Annotated in this window: 19 protein-coding genes; 10 read left to right on the plus strand and 9 right to left on the minus strand. The window is 71.3% G+C overall.

Annotated features, from left to right (window positions below; translation table 11 throughout):
- Nucleotides 1–7 precede the first annotated feature (7 nt).
- On the plus strand, nt 8–1,036 hold the full coding sequence (locus C6C15_RS03475; protein ID WP_105949275.1) for an S-methyl thiohydantoin desulfurase domain-containing protein: 1,029 nt from the start codon (nt 8–10) through the stop codon (nt 1,034–1,036).
- Entirely contained in the window at nt 1,033–2,547 is a 1,515-nt protein-coding gene (locus tag C6C15_RS03480; RefSeq protein ID WP_105949276.1) for a helix-turn-helix domain-containing protein, read from the plus strand. Before C6C15_RS03475 ends, C6C15_RS03480 begins: the two co-directional genes overlap by 4 nt.
- Nucleotides 2,548–2,570: 23 nt before the next feature.
- Here C6C15_RS03480 and C6C15_RS03485 read toward each other — a convergent pair whose 3' ends face one another.
- The 6 genes from C6C15_RS03485 to C6C15_RS03510 form a co-directional block, all read right to left on the minus strand.
- Entirely contained in the window at nt 2,571–2,981 is a 411-nt protein-coding gene (locus C6C15_RS03485) for a VOC family protein (RefSeq protein WP_105949277.1), read from the minus strand.
- A 44-nt stretch (nt 2,982–3,025) separates the two neighbouring features.
- A complete protein-coding gene (locus C6C15_RS03490) occupies nt 3,026–3,784 on the minus strand; it encodes an SDR family oxidoreductase (RefSeq protein ID WP_105949278.1) in 759 nt (252 codons plus the stop codon).
- Nucleotides 3,785–3,794: 10 nt separating this feature from the next.
- Nucleotides 3,795–4,103 (minus strand): hypothetical protein, encoded by a 309-nt coding sequence (locus C6C15_RS03495; RefSeq protein ID WP_105949279.1) that lies wholly within the window; start codon nt 4,101–4,103, stop codon nt 3,795–3,797.
- Nucleotides 4,104–4,248: 145 nt separating this feature from the next.
- Nucleotides 4,249–5,418 (minus strand): RtcB family protein, encoded by a 1,170-nt coding sequence (locus tag C6C15_RS03500; RefSeq protein ID WP_105949280.1) that lies wholly within the window; start codon nt 5,416–5,418, stop codon nt 4,249–4,251.
- A gap of 274 nt (nt 5,419–5,692) precedes the next feature.
- Nucleotides 5,693–6,094 (minus strand): VOC family protein, encoded by a 402-nt coding sequence (locus tag C6C15_RS03505; RefSeq protein ID WP_025104493.1) that lies wholly within the window; start codon nt 6,092–6,094, stop codon nt 5,693–5,695.
- Between the two features lie 31 nt (nt 6,095–6,125).
- On the minus strand, nt 6,126–6,893 hold the full coding sequence (locus tag C6C15_RS03510; protein ID WP_105949281.1) for a siderophore-interacting protein: 768 nt from the start codon (nt 6,891–6,893) through the stop codon (nt 6,126–6,128).
- A gap of 100 nt (nt 6,894–6,993) precedes the next feature.
- Between C6C15_RS03510 and C6C15_RS03515 the strand changes: the two genes are divergently transcribed.
- Genes C6C15_RS03515 through C6C15_RS03530 form a run of 4 tightly spaced genes read left to right on the plus strand, consistent with a single transcriptional unit; the run spans nt 6,994 to nt 10,812 of the window.
- Nucleotides 6,994–7,989 carry a siderophore ABC transporter substrate-binding protein gene (locus tag C6C15_RS03515; RefSeq protein WP_105949282.1) on the plus strand — a complete coding sequence of 332 codons (996 nt, stop codon included), beginning with the start codon at nt 6,994–6,996 and terminating at the stop codon, nt 7,987–7,989.
- A gap of 48 nt (nt 7,990–8,037) precedes the next feature.
- The gene (locus C6C15_RS03520) at nt 8,038–9,024 is read left to right on the plus strand and encodes an ABC transporter permease (protein ID WP_060921397.1); all 987 of its coding nucleotides are present in this window, start codon (nt 8,038–8,040) and stop codon (nt 9,022–9,024) included.
- Nucleotides 9,025–9,031: 7 nt separating this feature from the next.
- On the plus strand, nt 9,032–10,060 hold the full coding sequence (locus C6C15_RS03525; RefSeq protein WP_105949283.1) for an iron chelate uptake ABC transporter family permease subunit: 1,029 nt from the start codon (nt 9,032–9,034) through the stop codon (nt 10,058–10,060).
- Nucleotides 10,057–10,812, plus strand: a complete 756-nt coding sequence (locus C6C15_RS03530; protein WP_025104488.1) for an iron ABC transporter ATP-binding protein — start codon at nt 10,057–10,059, stop codon at nt 10,810–10,812. The genes C6C15_RS03525 and C6C15_RS03530 overlap by 4 nt, the downstream gene beginning before the upstream one ends.
- 6 nt (nt 10,813–10,818) lie before the next feature.
- On the opposite strand, the gene C6C15_RS03535 is transcribed toward C6C15_RS03530, so the two are convergent.
- From C6C15_RS03535 to C6C15_RS03545, 3 genes are read right to left on the minus strand one after another with little or no spacing between them, the layout of a single operon-like run.
- A complete protein-coding gene (locus C6C15_RS03535; RefSeq protein WP_025104487.1) occupies nt 10,819–11,016 on the minus strand; it encodes a hypothetical protein in 198 nt (65 codons plus the stop codon).
- Nucleotides 11,017–11,054: 38 nt separating this feature from the next.
- A complete protein-coding gene (locus C6C15_RS03540) occupies nt 11,055–12,014 on the minus strand; it encodes a DNA-3-methyladenine glycosylase family protein (protein ID WP_105949284.1) in 960 nt (319 codons plus the stop codon).
- A 55-nt stretch (nt 12,015–12,069) separates the two neighbouring features.
- On the minus strand, nt 12,070–12,783 hold the full coding sequence (locus C6C15_RS03545; protein ID WP_060921402.1) for a winged helix-turn-helix domain-containing protein: 714 nt from the start codon (nt 12,781–12,783) through the stop codon (nt 12,070–12,072).
- Nucleotides 12,784–13,113: 330 nt separating this feature from the next.
- Between C6C15_RS03545 and C6C15_RS03550 the strand changes: the two genes are divergently transcribed.
- The 4 genes from C6C15_RS03550 to C6C15_RS03565 all read left to right on the plus strand — a co-directional run bounded on the left by C6C15_RS03550 (nt 13,114) and on the right by C6C15_RS03565 (nt 18,374).
- Nucleotides 13,114–13,422 carry a GNAT family N-acetyltransferase gene (locus tag C6C15_RS03550; RefSeq protein WP_025104484.1) on the plus strand — a complete coding sequence of 103 codons (309 nt, stop codon included), beginning with the start codon at nt 13,114–13,116 and terminating at the stop codon, nt 13,420–13,422.
- A gap of 52 nt (nt 13,423–13,474) precedes the next feature.
- Entirely contained in the window at nt 13,475–13,957 is a 483-nt protein-coding gene (locus C6C15_RS03555) for a DIP1984 family protein (RefSeq protein ID WP_105949285.1), read from the plus strand.
- A 254-nt stretch (nt 13,958–14,211) separates the two neighbouring features.
- The gene (locus C6C15_RS03560) at nt 14,212–15,381 is read left to right on the plus strand and encodes an exonuclease SbcCD subunit D (protein WP_105949286.1); all 1,170 of its coding nucleotides are present in this window, start codon (nt 14,212–14,214) and stop codon (nt 15,379–15,381) included.
- Nucleotides 15,381–18,374: an AAA family ATPase gene (locus C6C15_RS03565; protein WP_105949287.1), complete on the plus strand. Its 2,994-nt coding sequence runs from the start codon at nt 15,381–15,383 to the stop codon at nt 18,372–18,374. The genes C6C15_RS03560 and C6C15_RS03565 overlap by 1 nt, the downstream gene beginning before the upstream one ends.
- The last annotated feature ends 1 nt before the right edge of the window (nt 18,375 follow it).

Genomic DNA, 18,375 nt, shown 5'->3' on the forward strand with positions numbered 1-18,375 from the left:
GGATCCCATGAGGCTGGAGCGGGACGACCTGGAGGCGCTCGCCCGCGGGTACGCCCTGCTCGGCTCCGGCGGCGGCGGGTCCACGACGATGCTCGAACTCATCCTCGGCACCACCGCGCCCTGGCCCCTCGACATCGCGCCGGTGGACGCGCTGGACCCCGCCACGCCCTGTCTCGGCGTGGCCTTCGTCGGGTCGACGATGCTGCTCGGCGAGCGGATGCCCGGTGCCGCGCCCTTCGCCCCGCTGCTGCGGGCGGTGGAGAGATGGCTCGGGCATCCCGTCCCGGCGGTGTGCTCGCTCGAGGGCGGAGGGATGAACGGCCTCGCGCCGCTCACCCTGGCCGGATCGCACACCGTGGTGGACGCCGACTGCACGGGGCGTGCGGTGCCGGGACTCGATCAGATGTCGCTGTTCGTCGACCGTGTCCCGGGACTGGTCTTCGCGTGCGAGACCGGGGCTGACGGGGTGGCGCTCGTGGAGGCGACGAGGGCGATCGATGCCGAGCGCGTGGTGCGTTCGGCCATCATCCAGGCCGGAGGCGTCGGCTGCGCCGTTCTCGCCGGCTTCACCGTCGGCGACCTGCGCGAGCACGCCATCGCCGACCACCTCGCCCGCGCGCTCGCCCTCGGCCGCAGCTTCCTGGCGCACCGGGCGGCACCGCTGCCGGTCCTCGCCGAGGTGCTCGGCGGGACGCTGCTCGCCGAGGGTCGCATCGTGGCCGGTGCGTCCTCCGGCACCGATCCGCACGTGAACGCGGTCGAGATCGCCGGACTCGGCGGAGCGGTGCACCGGATCGTCACCCGTTCCGAGACGTTGGCGGTGCTCACCGACGGCCTGCTGGTGGCCGCGGCGCCCGAGATCATCGTCCTCCTGGACGCCGTGTCGCGCGAGATCCTCGAGGTCACCGAACTCGCACCGGGGCGCACCGTGGCGGCCCTGGTCCTTCCCGCCCCCGAGTGGTGGAACGCCCGCCCCGAGCGCCGGGCGCGGGTGGTGCCCTCCGCCTACGGCCTCGTCGATCTGGACGCGGCGTGAGCGGGGCGCTGGCGCTGCCGGCACTGCTGGCCCAGGAGGAGAACGGTGCTCTCCGCCACGTCGCAGGCCCTCGGGATGTGGCGTGGGATGCGGTGGTGGTGGAAGCCGGCGAGTCCGACCTGCCCGACGAGGGCACCGGCCGGCTCGCGATCCTCGCCGCCGGGGCGCCGATCGCCACCTGGCAGCAGGACGCGATGCTGCGCCGGGTCCGCGACCGCGGGTTCACCGGACTCGCGCTCCCCGGCGCCGCCGGCGTCGACCCCGGGGCGCTCCGCCTCGCGGACCGGATCGGTCTCGCTCTCCTCGACGTCGAGAGGCCGGTCCAGCTCGCCCGCGCCTGCTGGATGCTCATCGAGGCCAGGGACGCCCTCACGCTCACGCGGGTGCGCAAGGTCGCGCAGTCCTTCGAGTACGCCGCCGACGACCTCGGTGACCTGCTCGGACACCTCGCGGCGAACCTCGGTCTCGGCGTCGCCCTCGTCGACGCCGCGGGAGTGCTCCGGGAGGCCGGCGGACACCTGGATGCCGCGCTGCATGCGGCGATCCGCTTCGATGCGTGGAGCGACAGTGCCAGGGCGGGGGAGGGCGCGGCCGCCTCGGTGCGGGTGGACAGCCCCGGCCGGTCCGGTCTGCGTCTCGTCCTGTTCGGCCACGGCTTCGGAGAGGCGCAGCTGCGGTCGCTCCTGGTCGCCGCGGAGGTCGCCATGCCCGCGGTGGCCGCCCGCATCCTCATCGACGAGATCGCGGCCGTCAACGACGTCGCCGCGTCGTCGGGGCTGCTGCGGGACTTCGTCGAGCTCCGTGGAGCCGCCGACGCCGACGTGGAACGGCGCATGGCGGAGCGGGGGTGGCGCACCGGCGGGCATCACCTCGGCTTCCGTATGGTGGCGCGCAGCCGGGTGGAGCCGCTCGCACTCCTCCGTGCGATCAGGCCCGGGCTCAGCGCGATCGACGCTGAGGCGCACGCGACGACGGCGGGTCGGGGCCTCAGCGGCTGGCTCTCGTTCGCCGAGGCCCCGGGGCCCGACCGCATCGAGCGGGCCGTGACGGCACTGCGCGACCTTCACCTCGCGGCACTGCGCGACTTCGCGGTGGCGACCGGGGTGGGCTCGGCGCAGACCGGGCCGGAAGGACTGGCGGCGACGCTGGACGAAGCCGGCGACGCCGCACGGATCGCTGCGGCCCGGTCGGCGACCGGATGGTTCGTCCGCGTCGACAGCCTCGGGCTCGAGCAACTCCTGCTCGCCTGGACCGGCAACGACACCTTCGTCCCGGCCGCGCAGTCGCTGCTCGCCCCTCTGGCCGAGGGGAGCGGCGAGCTGCTCAGGACTCTGTCGGCGTACCTCGACCACGAGTCCGGCATCGCGGCCACCGCGGCCGCACTCGGGCTGCACCGCAACACGGTCGCCGTGCGGATCCGACGGGTCCAGGAGCTCCTCGGGATCGACATGAGCGACCCCGAGGCGCGGCTGGCACTGCATCTCGCGTGCCGCGCGGTGCTGCCGCGCTGAGTCCGGCGCTCACGGCCCGGTGATCACTCCGGGTCGCCGTGCAGCATCCAAGCGATCCCGAAGCGGTCGACGAGCATGCCGAACGTCCCGCCCCACGGCGGCACATCGAGCGGCATCGTGATCGTGGCGCCCTCGGAGAGCCGGTCCCACACCTGTCGGGTGGCCTCCTCGGTGTTGCCGCTCAGCGACACGGAGACGCCCTGCGGCTTCTCGTAGGTCATGCCCGCCGGGGTGTCGGAGGCCATGAGCACCAGCCCGTCGGGGGTCGTGAGCTGCGCATGCATCACGAGATCCTTCTGGCTCGGATCCTGCACCATGTCGGGGAAGTCGCCGAAGACCGTGATGTCGAGGTCTCCGCCGAGGACTCCCCGGTAGAACTCCATGGCCTCGCGGGCCTCGGTGCGGAAGGACAGGTACGGATTGAGGTTCGCCATGCGTGCTCCTGGTCGCTCGACTGCTGGAAGACCCCCGCCCCTCCTCAGTCTGCGCGCGCCGGCACCGCCTCGGCAAGCCATTCTGCGAACGTCTGCGTCCCGCGTACCGCGTCTGGTCCCGGCAGCGCCTTCCCCGCGCGCATCCCCGCCATCTGCGGACCGGGCACGTTCAGCGCCGGGATCCACCCGCGGTACCCGATGCGTCGCGCGTACGCCCGCACCATGTCGGCGAGCTGCTCTTCGCGCGGGCCGGCGAGATCAGGCACGCGACCCCGCGCGTCCCCGGTCGCGAGCGTGACGAGCTGTTCCGCGACCTCGCGGGCCGCCACCGGCTGCGTGCGCGCACGCGGGGCGAGATGCAGCGGCCCCGCCTTCGCGCGCGCGAACATCTGCGCGGCGAACTCGTGGAACTGGGTGGCGCGGAGGATCGTCGAGGGGACGGCGGACGCGGAGACCAGCTTCTCCTGGGCCACTTTGCCCGCGTAGTAGTCGTAGGGGATCCGGTCGATGCCGACGATGGAGAGTAGGACGACGTGTCCCACCCCGGCGTCCGCGGCGGCGGTGAGGAGGTTCCCGGTGGCGGCCGTGAAGAACTCGATCGCCGTGCTCGCCTTCAGGGTCTCGACGCTCACGACATCGATCACGGTATCGGCTCCGGTCAGCGCCGCCTCCAGCCCGCGCCCGCTGACCAGGTCGACGCCGTGCGAACGACTGAGCACGACGGCCTCATGACCGGCGCTCCGGACGGCCTCCACGGTGGGCGTGCCGACGACGCCGGTCCCTCCTGCGACGACGATCCTCATGCGTCGATCCTCACTCCCGATCCAGCCCGAACGTGCGCTTCACGAGCGCCTGCACATCACGGTCGAGACCGTCGATGCGGGCGTTGACGCCGTCGATGCGCGTGCCGACCGCGTCGAACCGGGTGTTGACCGCGTCGAAGCGCGCGGTCATCTCGTTGCGCAGGCCGCCGAGCTGACCGGTCATCTCGTTGCGCAGGCCGCCGATCTCGCTGCGCAGGACGCGGATGAACAGCGTCGAGAAGACCGTCAGCATGCCCATCATCAGCGCCGTGAACGCGCCGATCATGGTCCAGACCTGTGCACCGTCCATGGTTTCCATCCCCTCATCGTGGCACCGGATCCTTCAGCCTGCCAGCATCCTGGCGGACGCCACGCCCGGCGACTCGCGCTCTGTGGAGACACCGGGAATCGCGGGGATCGGGGAGGAAGGGCCGGGAGAGGATCCCTCCTCACCCGGCCCTCGGTCAGTCGCCCTTCACGTTGACGAGCTGGCGCAGCGTGTGCCGGATCCGCACCAGGCTCGCCGCATCCTCCATCACACGATCGATGGGCTTGTAGGCCTGGGGGATCTCATCGATGAAGGCGTCGGTGTCCCGGAACTCGATTCCGGCCATCGCCTCCCGCAGCTGCGCGTGCGTGAACGTCTTCCGCGCCGCGGACCGCGAGTACTCCCGCCCGGCTCCGTGCGGCGAGGAGTTCAGCGACAGGGGATCGCCGAGTCCCTCCACCACGTACGATGCCGTGCCCATCGACCCGGGGATGAGTCCGGGCCGACCCGCGTCCGCCTGGATCGCGCCCTTGCGGGACACCCAGACGCGCTTTCCGAAGTGCATCTCCGACTCCGTGAAGTTGTGATGGCAGTTGATCCGCTCCTCCTCCTCGACCGGGGCGCCGAGGAACTCGGAGAGCTGCCGGATGACGCGGTCCATCATCTCCTCACGGTTCAGCAGCGCGAAGTGCTGTGCCCACCGGAGCTCGCGGATGTAGCGCGTGAACTCCGGCGTGCCCTCGACGAGGTAGGCCAGATCGGGGTCGGGCAGGTCGATCCACCATTGCTTCGCCAGCCGCTGCGCGACCGCGATGTGGTGCCCGGCGATCCTGTTGCCCACGCCACGGGACCCGGAATGCAGGAACAGCCAGACCCGGTCGAGCTCGTCCACCGACACCTCGATGAAATGGTTCCCCGAGCCGAGCGTGCCGAGCTGGAGCCGCCAGTTCTTCGCGTAGCCCTCGGGGTCGAACTCGGCCGCACGTGCTCGCTCCTCCAGCTCGGCGATGCGCGGTGCGGCCGTCGCCACGACCTTGTTGTTGTAGCGCCCGGCGGACAGCGGGATCGCGCGCTCGATCTGCTCCCGGAGCCCGACGAGGTCGCGCCCGTCGAGGTCGTCCTTCGTGAACGGCGTGCGGACGGCGATCATGCCGCAGCCGATGTCGACGCCGACGGCCGCGGGGATGATCGCGCCGAGCGTCGGGATGACAGACCCAACGGTCGCGCCCTTGCCGAGGTGCGCATCCGGCATCAGCGCCAGGTGCGGGTGGATGAACGGCATGCGTGAGGTGGTGCGGGCCTGATCGAGGGTCTTCTCATCGATCAGGGACGCCCACGACAGCAGCCGCGCGGAGAGCCTCTCCATGATTCCTTTCCTTGTGGTGGTGTCCGGCCACAGGTCAGGGAGTCTTCCGACGGAAAACGCCCCGGACCTGACGGTGCGGGGCGTTGCGAGAGCGGATGCTGTCACACGGCGCGCGCCGGAGGGTACGACTCGTCGCGGTCATTGCACTTCGGCTGAAGCGGCAATGCCACGTTCTGGGGAAGATTCCGCGGGGCGGTCATCCGTCGTCTCCTCGGCTGGTGTGCGGCGCCGGTCGGCACAGCCTTGCCACCCTAGGCGGCGACACGCCCGGGCGTCAAGCGTCCTTCGGCGGGTTGTACATGAACTCGAGCCGGATGCCGTCGGCATCCTCGACGAAGGAGGCGTAGTACCGCTCGCTGTACCGCGGATACTCCTTCGGCTCGCGCACCGCGGTCCAGCCGGCGTCGAGAGCGAGGTCGTGGAGTCGGTCGACCTCGGCGCGCGACGGCACCGCGAAGGCCATGTGCTGCCAGCCGACGCGGCCGTGGCGGTGAGGGGTGGAGTCGTCGTCCCACGTGTAGAGGATGATCTCGGTCTCGTCGCCGGTGTGCCAGGAGATCGAGTGATCGTCCTCCCCACCGAGCTCGTAGCCGAGCGCGGTGAGCACGGGATGGAACTGCGCGCGTCCGCGCTCGAGGTCGGCGACGGTGATGCCCAGGTGATCGAGGAGAGCCATGCGCCCAGTCTGTCAGCGCAGCGGTCGCCTGTCAGTGCGGAGCGTGGTATTCGGCTTCGCCGCGCTTCCAGTAGCCCTTCACGACGGCGTTCGCGCTGTCCACGCCCCAGCGTGCGAGCAGGGCACGGCCGGGCTTCACGATGGACTGCTCGGCGGCGATGAAGACGAACGGGTCGTCTCCCACGACATCTTCCGCGGTCAGCGCGTCGAGGAAGGCGATCAGCGCGGAGCCGGCCGGCGCCTCGCCGCGGTGCAGCCACTCGACCGGCACCGGAGCGTCGATCTCGACCTCGCGACCTGCCGACACCGTCTCGATGACGATGCGTGCGGGGGCGCCCTCGGGGATGAGGGCGGCGAAGCGGCGGATCGCGGGGATGGCGGTCTCGTCGCCGACGAGGAGCCAGGATCCCGGCTCGCCGGTGAGGACGGCGGCGCCGCGTGGCCCGCCGACGCCGATGGTCGACCCGAGCGGGGCGTTCGCGGCCCACGGGGCGGCCACGCCCTGATCGCCGTGCACGGCGAACTCCACGTCGAGCCAGTCGTCACCCCAGGCGAGGGGCGTGTACTCGCGGCTCGGGGAGGCCCGCAGCTCCTCCACCGAGTCCACCGGGCCGCTCGGGAAGAAGAGCCGCATGTGGTCGTCGGAGCCAGGGGAGTCGAAGCCGACGAGGTCGGGCCCGGACAGGCGGACGCGCACGAAATCGGGAGCGAGCCATTCGCGGGCGCTCAGCGTGACGTTGCGGAAGCGCAGCTCGAGGCCGCGACGCTCGATCGAGAAACCGGATTTCGTATCGCTCATAAAGTAAGGCTAACCTAAAAACCGACGTGGTCGGCTCGCCCGCCCGTCGGACCGGCGCCCCACGAGGGCGCGCACATCCCCGCAGAACAGGAGTCTCTCCATGTCCGTGCCCAGAACCCTCACCGCCACGAGCGTCGCTCTCGTCGGCCTGCTCGCCCTCTCCGGCTGCGCGTCCGGCGGCGAAGCCGAACCCGAAGAGACGACGGCGGGATCGGGGACCGTGACCATCGAGGACAACACCGGCACGCACGAGATCACCACGCCGCCGGCCTCGGTCGTCGCTCTGGACAACCGGACCTTCCAGACCCTCTCCGACTGGGGCATCGAGCTCTCCGCCGGTGCGGTCTCGCTCATGCCGGAGACCGTCTCCTACGTGAAGGACGAGGACGTCGTCGACATCGGCCTGCACACGGAACCCGATCTCGAGGCCATCGTGGCGGCCGACCCCGACCTCATCATCAGCGGGCAGCGGTTCACGCAGCACAACGAGGCCATCGCGGAGCTCGTCCCTGACGCCACGATCATCGACCTGGAGCCGCGGGACGGCGAGCCGTTCGACGAGGAGCTCAAGCGGCAGACCACCGCCCTGGGCGAGATCTTCGGCAAGCAGGACGAGGCCCAGAAGCTCGTCGAGGAGTTCGACGCTGCTGTGGACCGCGCGAAGGCGGCCTACGACGACGCCGACACCGTCATGGCGGTGAACACCTCGGGCGGACAGATCGGCTACCTCGCTCCGACCGTCGGACGCTCGCTGGGACCGATCTACGACATGCTCGGCCTCACGCCGGCACTGCAGGTCGACGACGCGACCGACGACCACCAGGGCGACGAGATCTCGGTCGAGGCGATCGCCGCCTCGAACCCCGACTGGATCCTCGTGCTCGACCGCGATGCCGTGTTCGCCGCGGAGACGCCGGACTACGTGCAGGCAGCGGAGATCATCGAGAGCTCCGAGGCGCTCGCCGGCGTGACCGCCGTGAAGGACGACCAGATCGTCTACATGCCCACGGACACCTACCTCAACGAGAGCATCCAGACGTACACGACGTTCCTCAACGACCTCGCCGACGCGCTCGAGAAGAGCGCCGACAAGTAAGGGCTGTGCGGCGGCGTCCCGGCCGGGGCGCCGCCGCCGGCATCCCCCATGACCTCTCCTCTCCTCACATCGACACCGCGATCGTCCGCACGGCTGTTCGATCCGAAGCTGCTCGTCGGCATCCTCGTCGTGGCGGTGCTTCTGGCGATCTCGCTCTTCACGGGTGTGTACGACATCGCCGGCGCGGACGACGGCGCGCAGATGTTCCAGATCACCCGCGTCCCCCGGACCATCGCGCTCGTGCTCGCCGGCGCGGCCATGGCGATGGCCGGCCTCGTGATGCAGCTCCTCACGCAGAACCGCTTCGTCGAGCCGACCACCACCGGGACGACGGAATGGGCAGGGCTCGGGCTCCTCATCGTGATGGTGCTCGTACCGCAGCCCTCCCTTCCGCTGCGCATGGCCGGGGCCGTGCTCGCCGCGTTCGTCGGCACGATGGTGTTCTTCGCGTTCCTCCGCCGGGTCGCGTTGAAGTCGTCGCTGATCGTGCCCATCGTCGGCATCATGCTGGGTGCGGTGGTCGGCGCGATCACGACCTACTTCGCCCTCGTCACGAACTCGCTGCAGATCATCGGCGTCTGGTTCGCGGGCAGTTTCACGTCGGTCATGCGCGGCCAGTATGAGATGCTGTGGATCGTCGCGATCATCGGCGTCATCGTCTTCCTCGTGGCCGACCGGCTGACCATCGCCGGGCTGGGGGAGGAGATCGCCACCAACGTCGGGGTGAACTACAACCGGATGATCCTGCTCGGCACCGCGCTGATCGCGGTGACGACCGGCGTGGTGACCGTCGTCGTCGGCAACCTCCCCTTCCTGGGGCTCATCGTCCCCAATATCGTCTCGATGGTCCGCGGTGACGACCTGCGCAGCAACCTGCCGTGGGTGTGCCTGCTCGGCATCGCCATCGTCACGGTCTGCGACATCATCGGGAGGACGATCATCATGCCGTTCGAGGTGCCGGTGTCGCTGATCCTCGGTGTCGTCGGCGCGGTCGTGTTCGTGCTCCTCCTCCTTCGGCAGCGTCGTCGTGGCTGAAGCGACGATGACGGCGACCGAGGCCACGGGGACGACGCGGTCGGCCGGGGCGTTCACGACCCCACGGGCGCGCCGCCGCTACATCGTCGTGCTGGTGGTGCTCGGCGTGATCGCCCTCGGTTCCGCCTTCGGTCTCCTCGCCTGGGACAACCCGCTCCCCGTCGGCACCCCCGGCTTCTGGCGCATCGCGCAGCACCGCGCGACCGCCGTGGTCGTGATGGCGCTCGTCGCCGTCGCCCAGGCCGTCGCCACGGTGAGCTTCCAGACGGTCACGAACAACCGGATCATCACTCCCTCGATCATGGGCTTCGAGTCGTTGTACCGCGTCGTCCAGACCACGACCGTGTACCTCTTCGGGGTCGCGGGGCTGGTGGCGATCCAGGGCGTCGGCCAGTTCGCCCTCCAGGTGCTCATCATGGTCGGGCTCGCCGTCGTCCTCTACGGGTGGCTGCTGTCCGGGCGATACGGCAACCTCCAGATCATGCTGCTCGTGGGCATCGTGATCGGGGGAGGCCTCGGGGCGATCGCCACCTTCATGCAGCGGCTGCTCACCCCCAGCGAGTTCGATGTGCTCGCCGCCCGGCTGTTCGGCAACGTCTCCAACGCCGACCCCTCGTACCTCCCGCTCGCGGTCCCGCTCGTGATCGCGGCGTCCGCCCTGCTGTGGCTGCGGTCCCGGCGGTTGAACGTGCTCGCGCTCGGTCCCGATACCGCGCGATCGCTGGGGCTCGACCACCGCAGGGAGCAGTTCCTGGTCCTGACGCTCGTCGCGGTGCTGATGGCCACCTCCACCGCCCTGGTCGGACCGATGACCTTCCTGGGCTTCCTCGTGGCGACGCTCGCCTACCAGTTCGCCGACACGCACGACCATCGGCTGATCTTCCCGGTCGCCGTCCTCACCGCGTTCTCGATCCTGGCGGGGGCGTACTTCGTCATGAAGAACGTCTTCTACGCGCAGGGCATGGTGTCGATCCTCATCGAGATCGTGGGTGGCACCGTGTTCCTCATCGTCATCCTCCGAAAGGGCAGACTGTGATCGCACTCGACGGCGTCCGCCGTGACTACAGCAGCGAGGTGGCGATCGGCCCCGTCGACCTCCGTATCCCGACCGGCGGCATCACCGCCCTCATCGGGCCGAACGGTGCGGGCAAGTCGACGCTCCTGACCATGATCGGCCGGCTGAACGGGATGGACGCCGGAGCCATCGAGATCGCCGGGCTCGACGTCGCCTCCACGAAGTCGAAGGATCTGGCCAAGGTGGTCTCGATCCTCCGTCAGGAGAACCACTTCGTGACCAGGCTCACCGTGCGCCAGCTCGTGGGCTTCGGCCGCTTCCCGCACTCCCAGGGGCGGTTGACGAGGGCCGACGAGGAGGTCATCAGCCAGGCCATCGACTTCCTCGATCTGGGGACGCTCGAGGGGCGCTACCTCGACGAGCTCTCCGGAGGACAGCGGCAGCGGGCCTACGTGGCCATGGTCCTCGCGCAGGACACGGAGTTCGTGCTGCTGGACGAGCCCCTCAACAACCTCGACATGCGGCACGCCGTGCAGATGATGAAGCACCTGCGGCGGGCGGCGGAGGAGCTCGGGCGCACGATCGTCATCGTGCTGCACGACATCAACTTCGCCGGGCACTACGCCGACCACATCTGCGCCATGAAGGACGGCCGGGTGGTGGAGTTCGGCCCGCCGGCGGAGATCATGACGGACGACGTGCTGAGCCGCGTGTTCGACACCCCGGTACAGGTCGTGGACGGGCCCTCGGGCCCCCTCGCCGTCTACTACTGACGGACGTCAGAGCTCGACGCCGTGGTCCTCGTCGTTCACGCCCGCGTTGTGACCGCGGCGGGACTCGTAGCCGAGGAACCAGCCGAACCACACGATCGCGGCGAGCAGCACGCCCAGCCAGACGTTCTGGAAGATGAGGCCGAGGACGACACCGGCGATCAGCAGGCCGACCGTGACGAAGATGCGCAGGGCGGTACGGGACATGCGCTCAGCATACGTCGGTCGCTGCGATCACAGACCGATCAGCGTCGGCGGTGGTCCTCCGGGGCGAGCCGGGGCCCGCGCCGTGCCTCGGCGACGCCGCTCGCGAAGATGAGCCGGATGACGCGCTGCCGGTGGCCGGCCCAGGGAGCGAGCAGTTCGATCATGCCGGCATCGTCCGTGCGGTGCCCGGTCAGGGCATGCCCGACCTCGTGCGCCAGATGGTAGTCGCCGACACTGACGGCATCGGGGTCGCCCAGCGCGCGGATCCGGGTCTCCGCGGCGGTCCAGACCCCGACTCCGGGCAGGCTCGTGAGCACGCGGTCACGGTCAGCGCCGGTCGTGGCCGCTCGGACGGCAGCGGCGATGCGGTCGCCGCGCTCCGCCGCCCGCACGATGGTCTTCGACTGGGGCGGCTCCACTCCGGCGCGGTGCCACGCCCACGAGGGGATGCGTCGCCACTGCGCCGCCGTGGGGGCGACGGCCATCGGTCGCGGCGTCGGCCCCGGTGCCGGGTCGCCGTAACGCGACACGAGGTACCTCCACGCGCCGAAGGCCTGCATGGAGGTGACCTTCTGCTCGAGGATGCCGCAGGCGAGGGCATCGAAGACCTCGTCCGTCCGTGCGAGCCGGATGCCGGGGTGTCGCCGGGCCGCCTCGGCGATGAGGGGGTGCAGGGAGGGATCGAAGCCGGTCGGGTCGTCGCCGGCGCCGCACAACGCCGGCACGAGGGCGAGAGCGTGCTCCGCGCCCGGACCCCAGGCGGTCGCCTTGACCTCGTTCCCCGACATCCGCAGGGCCAACGTCGACGGACCCTGCGGCGTGCGGACCGCGCGCCAGATGGCGGGGCCGTCGAAGACCGTCGTCGGATCGGTGCCGCCGCGGCGCAGCATACCGACGGTGCGCCGGAGATCGAGCGGGTGCGGCGGGCGGTACGTCGTCTCCCGCGGGGCATCCGCGTGGACGGCGCCCGCCGTCGCGGGGGCGGCGGCGAGGGTCATGCGCCCACCCTACGCGCGGCTCCTGACACCGGCCTCCGGGCTGAGCAGGGGCGGGTCAGAAGCGGTCCGGCGACGGGGTTCCGTGGCCGTAGCGGATGACGACGTCGGCGTGACGGTCGAAGCGGTAGCCGATGCCGCGCACGGTACGGACGATGTCCTCGTAGCGGCCGAGCTTCGCCCGCAGCCGGCGCACGTGCACGTCGATCGTGCGCTCGCCCGGGGTCTCGTCGTCCTGAGCCTGCCAGAGGGCGGCGACGAGCTCGCTGCGCTCGATCGTGCGGCCCTCGCGGAGGACGAGGTACTGCAGCAGCTCGAACTCCTTGTAGGTGAAGGCGGCGGACTCGCCGTCGATGAGCACGCGCTTGCGGGAGATGTCGACGGTGACGCCGGACTCCTCGGGCGTGGTCTCCTCCTCGGCGGCGGCCTTGGTGCGGGCGATCGCGCCGGGCTCCTGCAGGGCGAGACGCACGACGTCGAGGTCTCGGCCGCCGGAGCCGTGCGGTGCGAGGGCGACGGTGGCGTGGGTCTCGGCGCCGGGCGCGAGCTCGGCCAGCGTGCGGCGGAGCGCGTCGACGAGCAGCGGAAGGCTCACACCGGCTTCGGCGGCCTTGATCTCGTCCAGGCCGACGTAGAGGGCGAAGCCGCGGGGCGAGCGGACGGCGGGGAGGTCGGCGCCGGCCGGGGCCAGGGGAGCCGACGACTCGGCGGGTCGGACGGTGCGGTTCGGGGCGGTGACGGCGGGACGCTCGAGAAGGGCGGAGTTCGACATGATGATGGGTCCTCAGGACGTGAGCCCGACGGGAGAGGGCTCGGATGCGTTGCACGAATGACCGGCGGAGCCGGGGAAGCGAGCACGGGTGTGTGCTCGGGACACTGCCCTCGCAGATGGCGAGGAGTCAGGTCAGGCGGGGTGGCTGTTCGTTCAGCGACACATTCGGCAACACATGTCAACGCGACCGGGCATCATCATCCCGGCAGTCCCGTTCGCCTCCTGGGCGGACAAAGGGCGTGCGTTGATGGTCATGGGGGGATTATGTCCGATCGTGACGGGACATGTCAAAACGCCCGGGCGCGTCGCAAGAGGCGTAACGTGACACGGATGACGATCTCGCACACCGTCGGCGGCTTCATCCTGACCGACGAGAAGGACGCATCGCGGTACACCCTCACGCGCGACGGGAAGCTCGTCAGCGTGCTCGACTACCGGGACGACGGCCACACGGTCGCCCTCACCCGGGCCTACACGGTCCCGGCATTCCGCGGGAACGGGTACGCCGGGAAGGTGGTCGAGGGGGCCGTGGCCGACATCGCGGAGCGCGGCGACCGCAAGGTGGACGCCGTCTGCTGGTACGTGGCGGAGTGGTTCGCCGCGCACCCCGAGCAGTCGGGTCTTCTCCGCACGCGCTGACCTTGCGCCTGTATGACGAACTGTTACGGCCGCCGCCTGCGAGGATGAGGGCATGAGACTCGCCGAAGCCCTCGCCGCCCGCGCCGACCTGCAGCGCCGCATCGAGCAGCTGCGGGCGCGCATCGTCGCGAACGCCCGGTACCAGGAGGGCGAGGAGCCCGCCGAGGACGCGACGGCGTTGATCGAGGAGGCGGAGGTCGCGTTGACGCGGCTGCAGAGCCTCATCCGCCGCATCAACGCGACGAACGCCCGGCTCGACCTCGGCCCGGGCGGGACGATGACCGATGCGCTGGCCGCGCGGGACGTGCTGCGCCTGCGCCACGCCGTGCTCACGGACGCGGCGGCCGCGGCTTCGGGCGCGAACGAGCAGTACCTGCGCCAGATGCGCTCCGAGCTGCGGCAGGTGTCGGCGCTGCCCGTCGCCGCGCTGCGTGCGCGGGCGGATGCGGTCGCCCAGGAGCTCCGAGAGCTCGACAACCGGATCCAGCAGGCGAACTGGTCGCACGACCTCGAGGAGGAGAGCGGAAGTCGGTAGTCGCGACGGAGCGGGCACAACCCTCAGCCGGCGGGGCAAGCCGGCCCCTGTGGGCGGAGGGCAGCCCTGATCTCGCATCGCGCAGCCCCGCACGCCGCACAGGTGAAGGTGCACAGCGCATCTCGCATCACCGCGTGCCGGTCGTCGCGACGAGGGTGGGTCAGGGGACCTTCCGCTTCCTCCTCGTGCCTCGGGAGACGGCGCTCCCGGCACGCCTCGGAGGGAATGTCCGAGGGTCTTCGTACCGTGGGGGTATGCGGATCCTGCACACCTCGGACTGGCACATCGGCCGGACGTTCCATGGCAACTCCACCATGGATGCGCTCGCCGAGGTGCTCGCCGCCCTGACCACGCAGGTCAGGGAGCACGAGGTCGACGTCGTGATCGTCGCGGGCGACGTGTTCGACTCCGCCACGCCCTCGGCCGCTGCCTACACGCTGCTGAGCGATGCCCTCGTCGCTCTGCACGAGACGGGCGCACGCGTGGTCGTCACCAGCGGGAATCACGATTCCGCCGCCCGCCTGGGATTCCAGGCTCGGCTCCTGCGCGACGGCATCCACGTGCTCACCGATCCCCTCGCGGTCGGCACCCCCGTCACGATCGACGACGCCCACGGTCCCGTGCACTTCTTCGGGGTCCCGTATCTGGAGCCTGCGATCGTCCGCCAGCACTGGCCGGAGGGCGACGCCGAGGGACGGCAGCTGCGCACGCAGGCGCAGACCATGACGCACGCGATGACCCTCGTCCGCGCGGGCATGCAGAAGCACGCGGGTCGTTCGGTCGTGATCGCCCACTGCTTCGCCGCGGGCGTGGAGCCGACGGAGGGCCTGGAGCGCGAGGTGCGACAGGGCGGCCTCGACGTCGTCCCCCTCCGTGCTTTCGACGGACCCGACTACGTCGCACTGGGTCATATCCACGGTCGTCAGCAGGTCAGCGAGCGGGTGCGATACGCCGGCGCTCCGTTGCACTACAGCTTCGGCGAACAGCACAAGCCGCGCGGCTCCTGGCTCGTCGACCTGGATGCCGACGGCCTTGCGGGCGTCGAGTGGCTGGAGCTGCCGGTTCCGCGGCGACTGGTCACGCTGACCGGCACCTTCGAGGAGATCCTCTCCGCAGAGAGCGTGGCCGCGCACGCCGACGCCTGGGTGTGCGCCGTCTACACCGACGCCGTGCCGCAGACCGAGCCCATGCGACGGCTCCGCGAGGCGTACCCGCACTGTGCCATGGTGCTCCATCAGCCCGCGGTGGTCACGGGCGTGCAGGAGCGCTCGTACGGTGAGCGGCTGCGCTCAGCGGTGACCGATGCCGACCGGATCGAGGCGTTCCTCGAGCATGTCCGGGCCGGCCACGGAGCCACCGAGGTCGAACGCGAGCTGATCCGTGAGGTGCTCGACGACCGGGTCCGCGCGGAAGCCCTCGTCTAGTGCGGCTGCATCGACTGGAGGTCGAGGGGTTCGGGCCCTTCCGGGCGCGGCAGACCGTTGATTTCGACGCCTTCGCTGACGACGGGATCTTCCTCATCGCCGGCCGTACCGGAGCGGGGAAGTCGAGCATCCTCGATGCGGTCTGCTTCGGGCTGTACGGCGGGGTGCCGCGGTACGACGGCGGGGAGAAGAGGCTTCGCAGCGACCACAGTGAACCGGACGACCCCTCCGAGGTGGTCGTCGAGTTCAGCACGCCGTCTGGCCGCTACCGGGTCACGCGTTCGCCGGAGTACCTCCGGCCGGCCCGGCGGGGAGGCGGCCTGACGAAGCAGGCGGCGGCGGTCTCCCTGGAGGAGCTCACGGACGACGGCTGGGTCGGTCGCGCGGCGCGGGCCGTCGACGTGGCGCACGAGCTCGACGACATCCTTCAGCTCAGCCGCGAGCAGTTCCTGCAGGTGATCCTGCTGGCCCAGAACCGGTTCTCGGAGTTCCTGCTCGCGGGCAGCAGGGACCGGCAGGCGCTGCTGCGCCGGCTCTTCGGCACTGAGCGTTTCGAAGACGTGCAGGCGCGGTTCGACGAGCGGCGGCGCCACGCCGAGCAGCGCCTCGGGGCGCGTCTCGCCACGGTGTCCGCCCGGCTGGACGAGGCCGAGCGCCTCGTGGCGGATGCCGACCTCGGGCGCGACGCCGGCGACGCCGACGGCGAGGTCGGACCGGAGGTGCAGGGGGAGGCCGTCACGACGGCCGATCGCCTGGCGGAGCTGGAACGGGCGCAGGCTCGCGCCGCGTACCGGGCCGAACGGCGCGCTGCCGAGCGTCAGGAGGCGGAGAAGCGGTTCGAGGCCGCCGATGCCGTTCTGGCCGCCGCGCGGGAGGATCAGCGTGCCCAGAGCGAGCGCGACCGTGCCCGTGCGGCGATGGCGCGTCTGGACGCCGAGGAGGGAGCCATCGCCGAGGCGAAGGCGGAACTCGCCAGGGCGCGGGCGGCCGAGGTGCTGCGGTCCGCGATCACCGCGGCGGACCGTGCCGTGACGGCGGCTGATGACGCGGTGGCTGCGGAGAAGCGCGCACGCGCGGACTGGGATCAGCTCGGTGTGGAGACCGACGACCTCGATGCGTGGATCGCCGACCGGACACGGGCGTCCGGGGTCTGGGAGCGCGCCGTCGCGCTGGAGGCCGAGGCACCGCGCCGCGCCGCCGAGCGCGTCTCCGCAGCGGAGTCCGTCGCCACCGCCGAGCGCCGGTGCGCCGACGGCGAGGCGGAGCGCGGGGCGCTGCCCGGGAGGATCGCCGCAGTCACCGCCGAGCGGGACGACGCCCGTCGGCTCGGCGACCGGCTCCCCGCCATGGAGAGCGCGCGCGTCGCGGCCGAGCTCCGCCGGGAGGCGGCGGAAGAGGCGGCACGTCTGCAGCAGGAGTGCGCCGCGGCCGACCGGGTCCTCGCCGAGGCGACGTCCGCGCAGGCCGCCGCGCAGTCGGCTCTGGCCGATCTGCGCCAGCGCCGGATCGACGGCATGGCCGGGGAGCTGGCGTCCGCTCTCATCGAGGATCACCCTTGCCCGGTGTGCGGGGCGCGGGAGCATCCGGCGCCGGCAGACCACAGCGCCGCGGTCTCCGTGGAGGACATCGCGGCTGCGGAGACTCGGAGGGACGAGGCGGCGAGCCGCGAGCAGCAGGCGGCGGCGACCTGCACGTCGCTGCAGGTCGAGCTCGCTGCGGCTCTGGCGCGTGCGGACGGACGAGACGTCGAGACGGCGAAGGCCGAGCTCGATGCCGCCGTGGCTGCCGAGAAGGAGGCCCGCGCCGCGGCCGACACCGCGCGGCTGCGCGACGGCGAGCTCGTCGAGCTCGGTGCCCAGCAGAGCGCGCTCGAGGAGCGGCGCGTCCAGGACGAGGCGGCCCTCGCCGAAGCCCGCGAGCAGCTCGCCCTGGTCGTCCAGCGCGACGAGGCCGCCCGTACCGCGATCGACGAGGCGCGAGGGAGCTACGCGTCGGTGGCTGAGCGCATGACGGAGGCCACCGCCCACCTCGCCGTCGCACGCCGCCTCCTCGACGCCGAAGCCGAACGGACGCGGAGGCAGCAGGCGGCGACGGAGGCGGCTGCCGAGAGGGATGCCGCCCTCGACGCCTCCGAATTCTCCGACGTCGAGGCCGCCACCGCGGCGCTGCGTCCGCCGGCGGTGCAGATGGAGCTGGACGAGCGGGTGAGGATGCACGCGGTGCAGCGGGAGAAGGAGCGCGCCCTCCTGTTCGACCTCGAGCTGCGGACGCTGCCCGAGGAGCCCATCGACCTCGCACCGGTCGAGCAGGTTGCACGCGAGGCCAGGTCAGCATGGTCCGCCGCCGTCGACGGAGCCACCAGGGCGGCGGGCGACGCGGTGCGGCTGGCCGGCCTCATCGACGCCGCGAAGGACGAGTACGCCCGCACGGCGGAGGATGCAGCGGCGTTCGAGGTGCTCCAGGCCCTCGCCGACACGATCGCCGGACGAGGGGCGAACACCCGCAAGATGACGTTGGAGACCTTCGTGCTGGCGGCGGAGCTCGAGGAGATCGTCGACGCCGCGAACCGCCGGCTCCACGACATGTCGGAAGGACGCTACCGGCTGCAGCACTCCGATGCGCTGGCTGCGCGCGGTGCGGCGTCCGGGCTGGGCATCGTGGTCGCCGACGCCTTCACCGGGCAGACCCGTCCGCCACAGTCGCTCTCGGGCGGCGAGACCTTCCTCACCTCCCTCGCGCTCGCCCTCGGGCTGGCCGAGGTCGTGACGGCTCGCGCCGGAGGCATCCGCCTGGACACGCTCTTCATCGACGAGGGGTTCGGTTCCCTCGACGGCGACACGCTCGACGTCGCGATGCGCACGCTCGACGAGCTGCGGCAGGGTGGGCGCACGGTCGGTGTCATCAGCCACGTCGAGGCCATGCAGGAGCAGATCCCCGCGCAGCTCACGGTCCGTGCGCTGCCGAACGGACCAAGCGTCATCGAGACGCGCTGAG

This window comes from Microbacterium sp. str. 'China' (assembly GCF_002993305.1).
Lineage (GTDB): Bacteria > Actinomycetota > Actinomycetes > Actinomycetales > Microbacteriaceae > Microbacterium > Microbacterium paraoxydans.